Source organism: Sphingopyxis sp. (assembly GCF_016793825.1).
Taxonomy (GTDB): Bacteria; Pseudomonadota; Alphaproteobacteria; order Sphingomonadales; family Sphingomonadaceae; genus Sphingopyxis.
In genome coordinates, this window is sequence record NZ_JAEULM010000030.1 from 119502 (window position 1) to 133115 (window position 13614).

The window sequence follows — 13614 nt, forward strand, 5'->3', positions numbered from 1 at the left end:
ATTCCGGCTCGCGCCGGAATGACGGGGCAGGGGAAGAGTTTCACATGCACGAAGTAGCACCGATCAATCCCTGGGTGGCGTTGGCCTATCTGGCCTCGGGCATCCTGTTCATCATGGCGCTGCGCGGCCTGTCGAGCCCGGCGTCGTCGCGGCGCGGCAATCGCTTTGGTATCCTCGGCATGACGATTGCGGTCGTCACCACCCTGCTGACCCATGTCCCGCGGACGGCCGATGGCGCCCTGGATGCGATTTCGATCGCCGAAGTGCTGGGGGCGATCGGGATTGGCGCGGTGATCGGCATCGTGATGGCACGTCGGATCGCGATGACCGCGATGCCGCAGCTTGTCGCGGCCTTCCACAGCCTCGTCGGCCTTGCGGCGGTAGCCGTGGCGGCGGCGGCGTACCTCAACCCCTCGGCTTTCCACATCGCCGACGCGGCGGGTCAGATTTTCGCGGTCAGCCGGATCGAGATGGGCCTCGGCATCGCGATCGGTGCGATCACCTTCTCGGGTTCGGTCATCGCGTTCCTGAAGCTGAACGGCAATATGTCCGGATCGCCGATCATGCTGCCGGGGCGGCACGTCATCAATCTGGCGACGCTTGCGGGCATCCTCGGCCTGATCGGATATTTCCTCACCGACCAGTCGCCCTGGGTGTTCTGGACGATCACGGCGCTGAGCTTCGTGATCGGTTTCCTGCTGATCATCCCGATCGGCGGCGCCGACATGCCCGTCGTCGTGTCGATGCTGAACAGCTATTCGGGCTGGGCCGCCGCGGCGATGGGCTTCACCCTCGGCAACACCGCGATGATCATCACCGGCGCGCTTGTCGGATCGTCGGGCGCGATCCTGTCGTACATCATGTGCCGGGCGATGAATCGCAGTTTCCTGAGCGTGATCGCCGGCGGTTTTGGCGCCGACGCAAGCGCGGCGGCGGGCGGCAGCAAGGAACAGCGTCCGTGGAAACCGGGCAGCGCCGACGATGCCGCCTTCCTGATGAGCCAGGCAGAGAATGTCATCATCGTGCCCGGATATGGCATGGCGGTCGCGCAGGCGCAGCACGCGCTGCGCGAAATGGCGGATCAGCTCAAGAAAGAAGGCGTGAACGTCAAATATGCGATCCATCCGGTCGCGGGCCGTATGCCGGGCCACATGAACGTGCTGCTGGCGGAGGCGAATGTCCCCTATGACGAGGTGTTCGAGCTGGAGGATATCAACGGCGAATTCGCGCAGGCTGACGTGGCCTTCGTGATCGGTGCGAACGATGTGACCAACCCGGCGGCAAAGACCGACAAGACCTCGCCCATCTATGGGATGCCCGTGCTCGACGTCGAGAAGGCGAAGACCGTGCTGTTCGTGAAGCGCTCGATGGGCGGGGTCGGCTATGCCGGCGTCGACAACGACGTTTTCTACATGGACCAGACGATGATGCTTCTGGGCGATGCGAAGAAGATGGCCGACGACATCGTCAAGGCATTGAGCGGCGGCGGCCACTGAGCGGTTTGTCGCAAACTATCGCGCGCGGGGTTGTCCGCGGGCCACAGTTTTTCTAGCCAAGTTCGGGACCGGGTCCGGCGAGACCCGGTCCTGTTGCATTTCGGAGGATCAGCTTGCGAAAAATCGGTCTTATCGGCGGTATGAGCTGGGCCTCAACCGAGCTTTACTATCGGCACCTCAACAAGGGCGTGCAGAAACGTATCGGCACGTCCTGCTCGGCGCCCATCCTGCTCGAAAGCCTGAATTACTGCGAGTTGTCGCGTATTTCGACGCCCGAGCAGTGGACTCATGCGAAGGAGGTCCTGATCGCGTCGGCGAAGCGGCTCGAAGACGCGGGGGCGACCGCGCTGATGATTGCGGCGAATTCGATGCACAAGGTCGCCGAGGACGTCGCCGCGGCGATTTCGATTCCGCTGCTGCATATCGTCGACGAGACGGGCGAGAAGATGAAGGCGGACGGGATCAGGTCGGCCGGAGTCATCGGGACGCGCAACGTGATGACCGAACCCTGGTTCCGCCAGCGGCTCGTCCGTCATGGCCTGACGCTTGCACCCTATGACGCCTCGCGCGCCGATGCGGTCGACAACATCATCTATGACCAGTTGATGCAGGGGAAGGTGACCGAGGACGCGCGGCGGACGATGCGTACCTTCATCACCGACATCGCGAAGCAGGATGTGCAGGCGCTTGTGCTGGCCTGTACCGAACTGGTCATGATCGTCGATCCCGACGCGAACGTGCTGCCGGTCTACGACACGACGCGCATCCATGTCGCGGCGGGGGTCGACTGGATTCTGGGCGACGCACCCTGACGAAAGCCTTGCTCGCCGCAAGACGGCAGGAAAGGAGCTGAACTAGGCCATCCGCGTCCAGGTCACCGTCCGGCAGAACACCGCGACGCAGCCTTTCATCGTCAGCGTATTGCCCTTCACGCGCAGATGCGCCGTGTAATAGCGGCCGTCTTCGGGGCTGTAGCCTTCGCCTTTCCAGCCGTCGCCGTTCGGTGCCAGGTCCCAATAGATCTGAAGCCCGGCAACCTTCCGGCTACGTTTCGCCTTGTCGGGGTTGCGCTCGTCTAGCTGGCCGCCTGCGGGCTGCTTGATCAGCAGGCGCTCGATACGCCCGCACATCTTGTCGCCGCAGGGCGCCATGACGACGATCCCCTTGCCATCATCGGTTTTCCAGCGTCCGGCAATCGACGCGGGTGCCGCGGCCGACGCCGGAACGGCGAAGGCGGCTAACGCCATCAAGAATATGCGACCCAAAGCGACCTCTCCCTTTATGAGTTACATGCATGTCAGCAACATCGCTTGGCATCCGTCAAGTCTTGCCGCATGCTCGCCCGCAAACGAGGGAGAGAGACATGCGATTCCACAGCCTGCGCCGTGCGGCGGCGCTTTGTATCGCGGCAAGCCTGGTCGCCGGTCCCGCCGCCGCAAAAACGATCAGCGTCGCTGCCGGAACGCCCGACGCCAACGAAAAGCTGCAAGAGGCCCTGATCCTCGCCGAACCGGGCGACGTCGTCGAACTGGCCGCGGGGACATGGAAGCTGGCGGACGGGCTGTCGCTCGACGTGAACAACGTCACCGTGCGCGGCGCGGGAACGGGCGAGGGAGGATCGATCCTCGATTTTTCGGGTCAGCAGGGCGCGGGCGAGGGGCTGCTCGTCACCTCCGACGACGTCTATCTCACCAATTTCGCGGTGATCAACACCCGGGGAGACGGGATCAAGTCGAAGGACGCCGATCGCATCGTCTATCACAAGCTGCGCGTCGAATGGACCGCCGGACCCAAGGCGACGAACGGCGCGTACGGCATCTATCCGGTCGAAAGCACCGACGTGCTGATCGACAGCGTCTTTGTGCGCGGCGCCTCGGACGCGGGCATTTACGTCGGCCAATCGAAAAACATCGTCGTGCGCGAATCCATCGCGCAGGAGAATGTCGCCGGGATCGAGATCGAAAACAGCTTCGACGCCGACGTTCACGACAATATCGCGACGCGCAACACCGGCGGCATCCTGGTATTTGACCTGCCCAGCCTTCCGCAACAGGGCGGACACAATGTTCGCGTCTTTGAAAATGCCGTGACCGACAACAGCACTCCCAATTTCGCGCCGAAGGGGAATATCGTTGCCGGCGTGCCGACCGGAACCGGCGTGCTGGTAATGGCGAACCGCAATGTCGAGGTTTTCGACAATGTCTTCGACCAGAACGGTACCGCCAATGTGATGATCGTCGGCTATCGCTATGACTATAAGGATCCGAACTATCAGCCGTTGCCGAAGGCGATTGTCGTGCGCGGCAATCAGCACGGCAAGGCGGGTTATGCCCCCGCGTTCGAAGGGGGCGACCAGATCGCCGCCGCGCTTGGCGGATCGTTGCCGCCGGTGCTGTGGGACGGCGCGGGCGACGCGGTGGTGCTCGACGATGTGGGTGTGCTGTCGCTCGGCCTGCCCGACGTGAAGACGCCGCGCAGCGAAGCGAAACCCGAGCCCGCGAACCTCAAGGGTACGCCGCCCGCGCCGCTGCCCGAAATCAGGCTTCCTGCCAGCATGGAGGCCCGGCTCAAGTGAGACGATTTGCCGCAGCGATCGCGGCGGCCCTGCTCTGTGCCAGCGGAGCCTATGCGGTGTCGGGTCCGCTTCCCGATCAGGCGGTGCCCCATCAGGCGGTGATCGACGGCACGGCGATGCCGACGAAGCTGTCGGCCTTTGGCCTTTTTCGCGAAGGCACCAGCGAACTGATCCCGGCCCTGCTGCCCTACAGTCTGCGAACGCCCCTGTTCAGCGATTATGCCGAAAAGCATCGCGCCGTCTGGATGCCGCCGGGAACCAACGCCCCGATCGGCCGCGACGGTGTTCCGGGTTTCCCGGTGGGGACCGTCATCGTCAAAAGCTTTGGCTGGCCCGACTGGAACGGCGGCCGCCCGGTCGAAACGCGGCTGTTGATCCGGCGCGCGGGCGGCTGGGTCGCGCTGCCCTATATCTGGGATGCGGATGGTCGGGATGCATCGCTCGCGATCGCGGGGCGCCGGGTTCCGGTGACCTTCAGGAGCCCGGACGGAATATCGCACAGCATCAATTATGCGGTGCCGAACAAGAACCAGTGCAAGGAATGCCACAGCCTGAAGGGCGACATCGTCCCCATTGGACCCAAGGCCAATAATATGGAGTTCGGGACGGCGGGCGGCCGGTCGGATTCGTCGCGCTTCTTCTCCTATCCTGCGATGCGGATCGCGTCGATGCCCAAGTGGGACGATCCGAAGAGCGGGACGGTGCAGGACCGTGCCCGCGCCTATCTCGCCGTCAATTGCTCGCATTGCCACAATCCCGAGGGAAGCGCGTCGAACAGCGGCCTGTTCCTGCGCTGGACCGACCCGGTGAACGTGAACTACGGCATCGGCAAGCGGCCGACCGCGGCCGGGCGGGGTAGTGGGGGCATGGACTTCGCGATCGCGCCCGGCGACCCGGAGCACAGCTTCCTGATCTATCGCCTCGAAAGCCTCGACCCGGGAATCGCGATGCCTGAGCTGGGGCGCTCGACGGTTCACAAGGAAGGCGCGGCGCTGCTGCGGCAATGGATTGCCGAGATGCCGAAGGACGAGTGAGAGCAGGCGATCGGGCTTGAATGATATGGACCTAGCCCATATTCGTCATCCCGGCGAAGGCCGGGATCTCATCGTCGAGACCTGACGCGCCGTCGAGATCCCGGCCTTCGCCGGGATGACGCAAAAAGTGGATGGTGCGCCGAACCTTATGACATCTCTCGTCCTCCACGATTATTTCCGCTCCTCGGCCAGCTACCGCGTTCGCATCGCGCTCAACCTCAAAGGGCTGGCGTATGAGCGGGTCGAGGTCAGCCTGATCGCTGGCGAGCAGAAGAGCGACGACTATCTGGCGCAGAATGCCCAGGGTTTCGTGCCGATGCTGGTGGCGGACGGCGAGACGATCATTCAGAGCCTTGCGATCATCGACTGGCTCGACCGCAGCTTTCCCGAACCGCGGCTGATCCCCGACGAGGCGATGCCGCGCGCGGTCGCGCTGGCGCAGGCACAGGTCGTCGCCAGCGACATCCACCCCCTCAACAATCTTCGCGTGCTGAAATATCTCAAGAATAGCCTTGGGCTCAACGAGATCACCAAGGACCGCTGGATTCACGAATGGATATTGCAGGGCTTCGACGCGCTTGAGGCGATGGCCGGCGACGGCACCTACCTTGGCGGCGAGGCACCCGGCATCGCCGATTGTTGCCTGGTGCCGCAGGTTTATAATGCGCGGCGCTTCGAGGTTCCGCTCGACAGCTACCCACGGCTGCTCGCGATCGATGCCGCATGCATGGAACTGGAGGCGTTTCGGCGCGCGCATCCCGATGCGGTGAAATCGGCGTGATCCGGTGGCTGGTCGGGGTATGCGCGCTGGCCTTGCCGGCGGTCGCGATGGCACAGGACGAATATAGTGGCGACACTGACTGGACGACGGCCGATCCCGTCGCTTTCCACAGTCCATATGAAATCGTGGTGCGCGGTGGCTTGCTTCAACGCAATGACGGCGACCTGGTCCAGGACAGCGCAATCCTGACGGATTTGCTTCCCGGCCTCGGTGTCCGCGTCGAAAACCGCCTGCGCGACGAAGCGGGCCTCGTCCAGTTCCGCCGCTCCGACGGTCGCAGCGCTCATCCAACCAGTCACGGTGTCACCCTGCGTGGTCTTGGCGGCAATGCGTCGAGTCGCGCGCTGGTAACGCTCGACGGCGTTCCCCAGGCCGATCCGTTCGGCGGCTGGGTCGCGTGGAGCGCCTATGACGCGATCAACCTTGGCGGAGCGATCATCGCCCGCGGGGGTGGGAGCGGGGTCGATGGACCGGGCGCGCTTGCCGGAACCGTCGGCCTGTATTCGACGATCACCGATGGCGCCGACGCAAGCTTCGCTTATGGTGGCCGACAAAGCTGGGACGTTTCGGGATCGGTTGGCGGCAGGGTCGGCACCGGCGCCGTTGCGATCGATGGTCGCTATGGCCGCGGTGATGGTTTCATCCCGGTCGCGAAGGGGCAGCGCGGGGCCGTCGATCGCGCCGCACCCTATGAACAGGGCGGGCTTGGCCTGCGCCTGCGTTTCGACACCGGCGGAAACGGCCGCGTCGAAGCAAGCGTGCGTGGGTTTTCGGACCGGCGCGACCGCGGGACCGACTTTACGCAAAGCAAGGTCGACGGCGTCGATGCGAGTGTCCGGTTCGTTCACGATCCTTATGGTGAAACCCAATGGCTCGCGCTCGGCTATATCCAGCTTCGCGATTTCGAAAGCGGTTTTGCCAGCGTGGCGGCCGGCCGGAACAGCGTTGTCCCGGCGCTGTTTCAGCGTGTCCCGGCGACGGGGCTGGGAGCCCGCGTCGAGGTGCGTCCCGGAGTCGATGGAGCAAACCCGCTGCGCGTGGGCCTCGACTGGCGGCGAACGGTCGGCCGCACCGAGGAGGATTTCTTCTTCACCGGCCTGGTACCCGGCCGCCACCGGATCGCCGGAGGCAGCAGCGACACGGTCGGCGCCTTCGCCGAATGGACGTCGGGCGAGACGAACTATGGCTTGCTCTGGACGTTGAGCGGTCGCATCGATCGCTGGTCGCTGGGTGACGGCTATCGGCTCGAACGCAATATCGGCGGATCGGTGATCACCAATCTTGCCTTTGCGTCCCGCAATGGCTGGGAAGGCAGCGGACGGGCGGGCGTGCGCTGGGCGTCGGACGCCTTTTCGCTCCGTGCCGCGGCGTATCGCGGCTGGCGCCTGCCGACGCTCAACGAACTCTATCGTCCGTTTCGCGTCGGCGCGGAGGTGACGACGGCGAATGAGGCGCTGCAACCCGAGCGGCTATGGGGCGGAGAGATCGGGGCGGACTGGCAGCCGGACGATACCAGGCTGTCGCTGACGCTGTTCGCCAACCATCTGACGAACGCAATCGCCAATGTCACACTCGCGCCGAACCTGAACCAGCGGCAGAATCTCGATGCGATCGACAGCAAGGGGATCGAGTTGAGCGCCGAACATCGGTGGGGCTTTGCCACGCTGCGCGCGACCTATGCCTATACCGATGCAAAGGTCGATGCTTCGGGTGCGGCGCTGGCGCTCGACGGTCGGCGACCGGCGCAGATCGCAAAGCACGGCGGCAGCGTCTCGCTGCGCAGCAACAACAGCGGACCGCTCGGCGGCTTCGCGACGATGCGGTATATCGGCAGCCAGAATGAGGATGATCTCGGCCTCCTCAAACTCGACGACGCGCTGACGTTCGATGCCGGCTTGTCGTGGCGCTTCTCCGATAACTTCAGCATCGAGGCGCGCGGCGAGAATATCACGAACGAGCTGGTCCCGGCGGCCATCTCGTCGGCCGGGATCGTCGAGCGCGCGACGCCGCGGACGCTGTGGGTCGGTGCGCGCGTCGCATTCTGACCTTCACAGCCGGGGGAAAAGCGCGATAGGATGACGTACGCCGGAAACGGTGCGTTGGGGGAAGATCAAGGAATGGCCGCGAAGAAACTGAATCTCGACAATTTCCTGCCCTATCGCCTGTCGATCGCGTCCAACGTGTTGTCGAGCCGGATCGCCGCCGAATATCAGAATCGGTTCGGGCTCAAGATCCCCGAATGGCGCCTGATGGCGGTGTTGGGAGAAGGAAGGCCGCTGACTCAGCGCGAACTGGTCGCGGCGACGCGGATGGACAAGGTGACGGTCAATCGCGCGGCCAAGGCGCTCGCCGAACGCCGGCTTATCGCCCGCCAGGCGCACGAGGCCGACGGGCGATCGCACCACCTCGAACTGACGGAAACCGGGCGGTCGCTGTACGATGCGATCGTTCCCGCCGCCCTCGCCAGCGAGGCGCAGCTCGAATCGAACCTCGCGGATCACGAACGCGAAACCTTGCTTGCCATTCTGGCGAAACTGACGTCCGCTGCGGAGGATTATGGTTGATCGCGTCTATCGCGCGGCGCCTCCCGATGCGCTGCGGATCGAGCCTCTGGGCGAACTGACCGCCGTTTTCGACCGCCGCTCGATGCAGACGCATCTTGTCATCTCACCGCTGCCGGAGATTCTGGCGATGATGGGGAACGAGGCGGTCAGCGCGTCGTCGCTGGCCGGGCGACTCGCCGCCGATTTCGATCTCGACGGCGAGGGCGACGTTGCGGTCCTTGTCGCCGATCGGCTCGCCGAACTGGCGGCGCTGGGCCTGGTGGGGGAGGTGTGAGGCATAGCACCCGAATCGCCGTCGGCCCTGTCCAGTTCCGCATCGGCAGCGATTGGCGGGCGCCGATCGCGGCGCTCGAAAAACTATATGCCGCCTATCCAGGCGAGGATGCACGGCCCGCCGATGCCACCGTCCGCCTTTTCGCGGCGCGCCCCTGGCGTCGCTGGTTGCGGCCCTCGGTTCATATCGGCGGCGACTTCGTCGTTCCCGACGCACTGCCGCTGCCGCTGTCGATGGGCCTGCTCGCGGCCGAGATGGGAATGAATTTGCAGGTCGCGCTTGGCTGGCGTCGGCACATGCTGCTGCATGCGAGCGCCGTCGCGAAGGACGGCTGTGCCGTGATCCTGTCGGGGGAATCGGGATCGGGCAAATCGACGCTCGCGGCGCTGCTCGGCGAGGGCGACTGGCGGCTGATGGGCGATGAATTCACGCTGATCGATCCCGCGACCGGCGACGCGCTGGCCTTTCCGCGCGCGGTCAGCCTGAAGAATGAGGCGATCGGCGAGATTGCGGCGCGCGTCGATGCGGGGCGGCTTGGGCCGCTGCTCGCGGGAACGCCGAAGGGGGACATCCGCCACCTGATCCCGCGCGCCGACGCGGTTGCCGCAATGCATGAACCGGTGCGCCCCGCGCTGCTGCTGTTTCCGCGCTTTGGCGGTGAAACGGCGATCGAACCGATGGGGGAAGGAGAGGCGTTCGTACGGCTTACCGAGGCATCGACCAACTATATCGCGCTGGGCGAACCGGGCTTCGCGGCGCTGACCCGTCTGGTGAGGGAAACGCCGGCTTTCGGCATTTCCTATCCCGACAGCGCCGCCGGCATGGCGCTGGTTGAGCAGCTTTTCGCCGAGGCCCGCCGGTGAGCGCGATGCGCCTCCTCGTCGATTTGCTGGCGGGGCGGCGCGGGGCAGCGACGCTGGCTCCGCGCGAGTGGGACGGCGTGATGTCGGTGGCCCGCGCCGAGGCGATGCTCGCGACGCTCGCGCACAGGCTGGACGGTGCGGATTTGCCGCCGTCGGTCACCACGCTGTTCGCCGACCAGCGCGCAGCGGCGGCCGTCGCGCGGACCCAGTCGCTGTGGGAAGCCGAAATGGCGCGGCGCGCGCTGGCGAGCGAGCGGATCGAGTTCGTGCTGCTGAAGGGTGCGGCCTATGCCGCCGCCGGCCTGTCTTGCGCCGAAGGGCGTCAGATCGGTGACCTCGACATCCTCGTCCTCGGTCACGATATCGGGCGGGCCGAGAATGAATTGCTGGAGGCCGGATGGGAGTGGGTGAAGCCTGACCCCTATGACGACGCCTATTACCGCGAGCATATGCACGAGCTGCCGCCGCTGATCCACAAGGCGCGCGACCGGATGATCGACGTGCATCACACGATCCTGCCACGGACGCACCGGGTCACGCCCGATCCGCTGGTCCTGATGGCGGAGGCCGTTCAGACCTCCTCCGGCTTCCGCGTGCTCAGTCCGCCGGCCATGGTCTGCCACTGCGCCGCCCACGTGCTGGCCGACGGCGACCTTCAGGGCGGCTTGCGCAACCTGTGGGATTTCCATCTGCTGGTGACCGAATTCACCGGCAGGGATACCGGTTTTCAGGCGCAGCTTTTTAAGCAGGCGGCTTTGCACGGCCTCGTCGATGTCGTGAAGCGCGCGCTTCGGTTGTCGCACCGCCTGTATGATACGCCGCTGATGCTGGACCAGCGGACGGTCCCGTCGGACGATCTCTTCATACGCCGCCTGCTTGCGCGGGACGATTGGGGACGCCCAACGCAATTTGCGCTGCATCAGGCGTTTTACATTCGCTCGCACTGGCTTCGGATGCCGCCGCTCATGCTATCGCGGCATCTTTGGACCAAGTGGCGAAAGCGCTAGAGCGCCGCGAGTAACGGCACGAGTTCGCCATAATCGTCGATGACATGATCGGCGCCGAACTCTCTGGCGGGGCGGTCGAGAAATCCAAAGCCGACGATGACGCTCGGTACCCCGGCGTTTCTGGCCGCCATGACGTCGTAGATGCTGTCGCCGACGAATGCGGCGCGTCCGCCCCCGCTCTGTTCGATCATCGCGCGGATCGGTTCGGCCGCCGGCTTGCGGATGGCCAGCGTGTCGCCGCCGATGATCGCGGCCATGCGGTCCGCGAGCCCCAGTTCACCCAGCAGCTTTCGGGCCATGCCCTCGGCCTTGTTGGTGGCCACCGCGGTGCGCACGCCAAGGGCGTCGAGCTGGTCGAGCGTGGCGATCAGGCCCGGAAACGGGCGGCTGTGGACGGCGATATGCGCTTCGTAATAGTGCAGCAGGTCAGGATAGAGCCGCTCCACGGTGCCGTCCTCCGCACCGCCGGTCGCGCGAAGCCCCTGTTCGAGCATATGTTTCGCGCCGAGCCCGATCATCGGCCGCACCTCGGCTTCGCTGAGCGGCGCGCGGTCGATCAGCGCAAGCGCGTGGTTGACCGCGGCAGCCAGGTCCGCGGCGGTATCGACGAGGGTGCCGTCGAGGTCGAAACCGACGATACGGAAAGGGAAATCGTTCATATCGGCCCGCATGGCGTGATGTGCTGGAATCCGCAATGATTTGCTGGCATGGCGCGCGGTATGACCCACAAGATCGCCGCCATCGTCCTTGCCGCGGGCAAGGGCACCCGCATGAAGTCCGACCTCCACAAGGTGCTGCATCCGATCGCCGGGCGGCCGATGCTGCTGCACCTGATGGCGAGCGTCGATGCGCTGAACCCCGCGAAGAAGGTCGTCGTCGTCGGTGACAAGGCCGACCAGATCGAAACCGCGCTCGCCGGCAGCGCTGGGCTTGCGGTGCAGGAACCGCAACTCGGTACGGGTCATGCGGTGCAGCAGGCCGAAGGCGCGCTGGCGGATTTCGATGGCGACGTGCTGATCCTTTATGGCGACGTGCCTTTCGTGCCGACCGCCACGATGCAGGCGATGATCGAACGGCTTGGCGCCCCCGACGCGCCCGCGGTCGTCGTGCTCGCGTTCGAGCCTGCCGATCCGCTGCAATATGGCCGCGTCATTACGGATGGCGACCGCGTCGTGAAGATGGTCGAGCACAAGGATGCGACCGAAGCCGAACGCGCGGTGCGGCTTTGCAATTCGGGGTTGATGGCGGCGAAGGCGCGCGACCTGTTCGCGCTGCTCGCGCGTGTGACCGACGACAATGCGGCGAAGGAATATTATCTCGTCGATATCGTCAACATTGCCAACGCCGACGGCCGGTCCTGCGCGGTCGTGAAAACCGATCCCGATGACGTTGCCGGCATCAACAGCCGTGCCGAACTCGCGCAAGCGGAGGCGCAGTGGCAGGCGTTCAAGCGCGAGGAGGCGATGGCGGGCGGCGCCTCGCTGCGTGCACCCGATACCGTCTGGTTTTCGTGGGATACCGAACTCGGCCGCGACGTGACGGTCGAACCGAACGTCTTTTTCGGTCCCGGCGTGACGGTCGCCGACAAGGTGACGATCCGCGCCAACTGCCATATCGAAGGTGCGATAATCGGCGAGGGATGCGACGTCGGCCCCTTCGCGCGGCTGCGCCCCGGCACCGTGCTGGGCGAGAAAGCGAAGATCGGCAATTTCGTCGAAACCAAGAAGGCGGTGCTCGGCAAGGGCGCCAAGGCTAGCCACCTGACCTATCTGGGCGATGTCAGCGTCGGCGCGGGCGCGAACATCGGCGCGGGGACGATCACCTGCAATTACGATGGCTATTTCAAATACAAGACCGAAATCGGCGAGAATGCCTTCATCGGGTCGAACAGCGCACTGGTCGCCCCGGTGAAGATCGGCCGCGATGCGATCGTCGGCGCGGGCAGCACGGTGACCGCGGATGTGATGGACGGCGAGCTTCGCCTCGTTCGCGCCGAACAGTCTGTGAAGCCCGGCTGGGCCGACCGCTTCCACGACGCGATGCGCAAGAAGAAGGCGGCGGAGAAGAAAGCATGAGCGACCGCTACGACGACAAGCCCTTCCTGCGCTATGTCGATGCGTGGGTCCTGAACGCGATCGGCCATCTCGACGATGCTACGCGCGCCTATTGCGTCGCGATGGAGCCTACCCTGCGTCAAAGCCTGGGCCTTGCCGGCAACTGGACCGCGATGGTCGAAAAGCAGATGAAATTCGCGCCCGAATTGCCCGCCCAAATCCGCAAGATCTGGGAAGAGGGAAAGGTTCGGTTCGAAGCTGGCAATGGGCGCCCCGCCGATCCGGTGCAGTTCGCGATGACGTTCGTCGATCGCAATTTCGGACGCACTTGATTTGATATCATGATATGATATCAGAGTCGCATGCGCTTCCTTGCCGACCTTCCCGATACCGACGTCGAATGGCTCGACGCGCTTGCCGTCGAGCAGGGCGTGTCGCGCGCCGAACTGGTGCGCCGCGCGGTGGCGGCGTATCGTGCCGACGCTTTGGGTGACGCGGTCGACAATGCGTTCGGTATCTGGAAAGAGCGCGACGACATCGGCGACGGCCTGAAATATCAGCGCCGCCTGCGGGGCAAGCGCGAATGATCGACGCGCAGTTCGACAGCGACATATTGATCGACGCACTCAACGGCGTCGAGGCCGCGCGCGGCGAGATTCGCCGTGCGGGGCGCAAGAGCATCAGCCGCGTTAGCTGGACGGAGGTCATGTCGGCCGCCGACCCGCGGACGGTAAAGGCGGTCGAGGCTTTCCTCGGCTGTTTTCAGGTCGAGGAAATCGGCGACGCGGTCGCGCGCCGCGCCGCCGCGTTGCGCGCCGAGCGCAAGGGCTTGACCCTGGCCGATGCTTTCGTACTGGCGACCGCGCAGATCAGCGGCCGCATCCTCGTTACACGCAATATCAAGGTGTTTCCGGCATCGATGCCGGGTATTCGCATTCCCTATACGCTCTGACAGAAAGCCCAGCT

16 protein-coding genes are annotated in these 13614 nt (G+C 64.9%); 14 read left to right on the forward strand and 2 right to left on the reverse strand.

Features of this window, described 5'->3' with window-relative positions; all coding sequences use genetic code 11:
* Positions 1-44 precede the first annotated feature (44 nt).
* Together JNM03_RS09250 and JNM03_RS09255 are read left to right on the forward strand one after the other, a co-directional pair.
* Positions 45-1496: an NAD(P)(+) transhydrogenase (Re/Si-specific) subunit beta gene (locus JNM03_RS09250; protein WP_294036162.1), complete on the forward strand. Its 1452-nt coding sequence runs from the start codon at positions 45-47 to the stop codon at positions 1494-1496.
* 113 nt (positions 1497-1609) lie between these two features.
* Positions 1610-2308, forward strand: coding sequence for an aspartate/glutamate racemase family protein (locus JNM03_RS09255; protein WP_294036163.1), 699 nt, complete (start codon positions 1610-1612; stop codon positions 2306-2308).
* 42 nt (positions 2309-2350) lie between these two features.
* Here the strand turns inward: JNM03_RS09255 and JNM03_RS09260 are convergent, their stop codons facing one another.
* Positions 2351-2761, reverse strand: coding sequence for a DUF2147 domain-containing protein (locus tag JNM03_RS09260; protein ID WP_294036164.1), 411 nt, complete (start codon positions 2759-2761; stop codon positions 2351-2353).
* Positions 2762-2859: 98 nt separating this feature from the next.
* On the opposite strand from JNM03_RS09260, the gene JNM03_RS09265 reads away from it, so the two are divergent.
* From JNM03_RS09265 to JNM03_RS09300, 8 genes are all read left to right on the forward strand, one after another.
* On the forward strand, positions 2860-4071 hold the full coding sequence (locus JNM03_RS09265; protein ID WP_294036165.1) for a parallel beta-helix domain-containing protein: 1212 nt from the start codon (positions 2860-2862) through the stop codon (positions 4069-4071).
* Positions 4068-5105, forward strand: coding sequence for an SO2930 family diheme c-type cytochrome (locus tag JNM03_RS09270; protein ID WP_294036166.1), 1038 nt, complete (start codon positions 4068-4070; stop codon positions 5103-5105). The genes JNM03_RS09265 and JNM03_RS09270 overlap by 4 nt, the downstream gene beginning before the upstream one ends.
* 148 nt (positions 5106-5253) lie before the next feature.
* A complete protein-coding gene (gene maiA / locus JNM03_RS09275; protein ID WP_294036167.1) occupies positions 5254-5886 on the forward strand; it encodes a maleylacetoacetate isomerase in 633 nt (210 codons plus the stop codon).
* On the forward strand, positions 5883-7931 hold the full coding sequence (locus tag JNM03_RS09280; protein WP_294036168.1) for a TonB-dependent receptor: 2049 nt from the start codon (positions 5883-5885) through the stop codon (positions 7929-7931). Before maiA ends, JNM03_RS09280 begins: the two co-directional genes overlap by 4 nt.
* Positions 7932-8003: 72 nt before the next feature.
* Complete coding sequence (locus tag JNM03_RS09285; protein ID WP_294036169.1) at positions 8004-8450, forward strand: MarR family transcriptional regulator; 447 nt, start codon at positions 8004-8006, stop codon at positions 8448-8450.
* Complete coding sequence (locus JNM03_RS09290) at positions 8443-8724, forward strand: HPr-rel-A system PqqD family peptide chaperone (protein ID WP_294036170.1); 282 nt, start codon at positions 8443-8445, stop codon at positions 8722-8724. Before JNM03_RS09285 ends, JNM03_RS09290 begins: the two co-directional genes overlap by 8 nt.
* Positions 8721-9587 (forward strand): HprK-related kinase A, encoded by an 867-nt coding sequence (locus tag JNM03_RS09295; RefSeq protein ID WP_294036171.1) that lies wholly within the window; start codon positions 8721-8723, stop codon positions 9585-9587. Before JNM03_RS09290 ends, JNM03_RS09295 begins: the two co-directional genes overlap by 4 nt.
* Before the next feature lie 5 nt (positions 9588-9592).
* On the forward strand, positions 9593-10594 hold the full coding sequence (locus JNM03_RS09300; RefSeq protein ID WP_367235742.1) for a nucleotidyltransferase family protein: 1002 nt from the start codon (positions 9593-9595) through the stop codon (positions 10592-10594).
* Here JNM03_RS09300 and JNM03_RS09305 read toward each other — a convergent pair.
* A complete protein-coding gene (locus JNM03_RS09305; RefSeq protein WP_294036173.1) occupies positions 10591-11253 on the reverse strand; it encodes an HAD-IA family hydrolase in 663 nt (220 codons plus the stop codon). The genes JNM03_RS09300 and JNM03_RS09305 overlap by 4 nt on opposite strands.
* A gap of 60 nt (positions 11254-11313) precedes the next feature.
* Between JNM03_RS09305 and glmU the strand changes: the two genes are divergently transcribed.
* Genes glmU through JNM03_RS09325 form a run of 4 tightly spaced genes read left to right on the forward strand, consistent with a single transcriptional unit; the run spans position 11314 to position 13600 of the window.
* Positions 11314-12669: a bifunctional UDP-N-acetylglucosamine diphosphorylase/glucosamine-1-phosphate N-acetyltransferase GlmU gene (gene glmU, locus JNM03_RS09310; protein ID WP_294036174.1), complete on the forward strand. Its 1356-nt coding sequence runs from the start codon at positions 11314-11316 to the stop codon at positions 12667-12669.
* Positions 12666-12980, forward strand: coding sequence for a hypothetical protein (locus tag JNM03_RS09315; RefSeq protein WP_294036175.1), 315 nt, complete (start codon positions 12666-12668; stop codon positions 12978-12980). Before glmU ends, JNM03_RS09315 begins: the two co-directional genes overlap by 4 nt.
* A 30-nt stretch (positions 12981-13010) precedes the next feature.
* On the forward strand, positions 13011-13235 hold the full coding sequence (locus JNM03_RS09320; RefSeq protein WP_294036176.1) for a CopG family transcriptional regulator: 225 nt from the start codon (positions 13011-13013) through the stop codon (positions 13233-13235).
* Positions 13232-13600, forward strand: a complete 369-nt coding sequence (locus tag JNM03_RS09325) for a PIN domain-containing protein (RefSeq protein ID WP_294036177.1) — start codon at positions 13232-13234, stop codon at positions 13598-13600. Before JNM03_RS09320 ends, JNM03_RS09325 begins: the two co-directional genes overlap by 4 nt.
* The last annotated feature ends 14 nt before the right edge of the window (positions 13601-13614 follow it).